The 1058-nt window shown below is 77.7% G+C and carries 1 protein-coding gene; it reads right to left on the bottom strand.

Translation table 11 applies throughout. From position 1 onward, the window contains the following. The coding region (locus tag XM48_RS00020) for an ATP-binding cassette domain-containing protein (protein ID WP_046453723.1) at window positions 1-1058 on the bottom strand (1058 nt) is incomplete at both ends.

Below are 1058 nucleotides of genomic sequence, written 5' to 3' on the forward strand. Positions count from 1 at the left end.
ACCGGTTCGTCGGGCAGCAGGATCCGGGGTGAGCGGGCGAGCGCCCGGGCAATGGCGAGGCGCTGCCGCTGGACCCCCGAGAGATCGGCGGCGGGGCGCGCCAGCGCGGATGCGGGGAGCCCCACCTCGTCGGCCAGGCCAAGGGCACGCCCCCGGCGCAGCCCGCGCTCGACGCCGGCGGCGCGCAGGGCATCGCGCAGGATCGCGAGCCCGTCCGCTCCGCGGGGGAACGACGCCAGGGGATCCTGGGGGACGAGGGCGAGGCGCTGGTGCAGCGCGCGCCGTTCGCGCGGGCGTGCGGCGGCCCAGGACGCGCCGTCGACGCGCGCATCACCGGTGTCCGGGCGCAGCAGCCCGAGCGCGACACGGAGCAGGGTGGTTTTGCCGGAGCCGGAGGGCCCCACGAGTCCGACGGTCTCGCCGTCGCGGACCGCGAGCGAGGCGCGGCGCAGCACCGTGCGCCGGCCGAACGCGACCGAGACCTCGGCGAGCTCGAGGATCGGGGTCTCGTCGGGCCCCGCCGCGCGGATCTCCGAGGACGCGCCCCGGTTCCGCCCCAGCAGGCGAGTGCCGCGCGGTGCGCGCTCGGGGGAGGCATCGAGCAGTTCGCGGGTGAACACGTGACGGGGCGTGCCGAGCACCTCCTCGGGCGTGCCCGACTCGATCACCCGTCCGTCGCGCATCACGAGCACCCGGTCGGCGACGGCGCGCACGCTGCCGAGATCGTGGGTGACCAGGAGCACACCCGCACCCGCATCGGCCCGGGCGCGGAGCGCGGCGAGCACGCGGTCCCGGTAGGCGGCGTCGAGGGCGGTCGTCGGTTCGTCCGCGACGACGAAGCGCGGGTCGGCGATGGTGGCGGACGCCAGCAGCACGCGCTGGCGGAGCCCGCCCGAGAGTTCGTCGCTGCGCTGCGGCAGCCGCTCCTCGGCGTCCGGGATCCCCGCGGAGACGAGCGCGTCGACGACCGGCCCGCGGCGCTCCGCGCGGCCGGAGCCCCGGTGCAGCCGCAGCGCATCCCCGGTCTCGTACTCGATGCGGCGCAGCGGATCGAGCGC

Origin of the sequence: Leucobacter sp. Ag1, from assembly GCF_000980875.1 — a bacterium.
Lineage (GTDB): Bacteria > Actinomycetota > Actinomycetes > Actinomycetales > Microbacteriaceae > Leucobacter > Leucobacter iarius.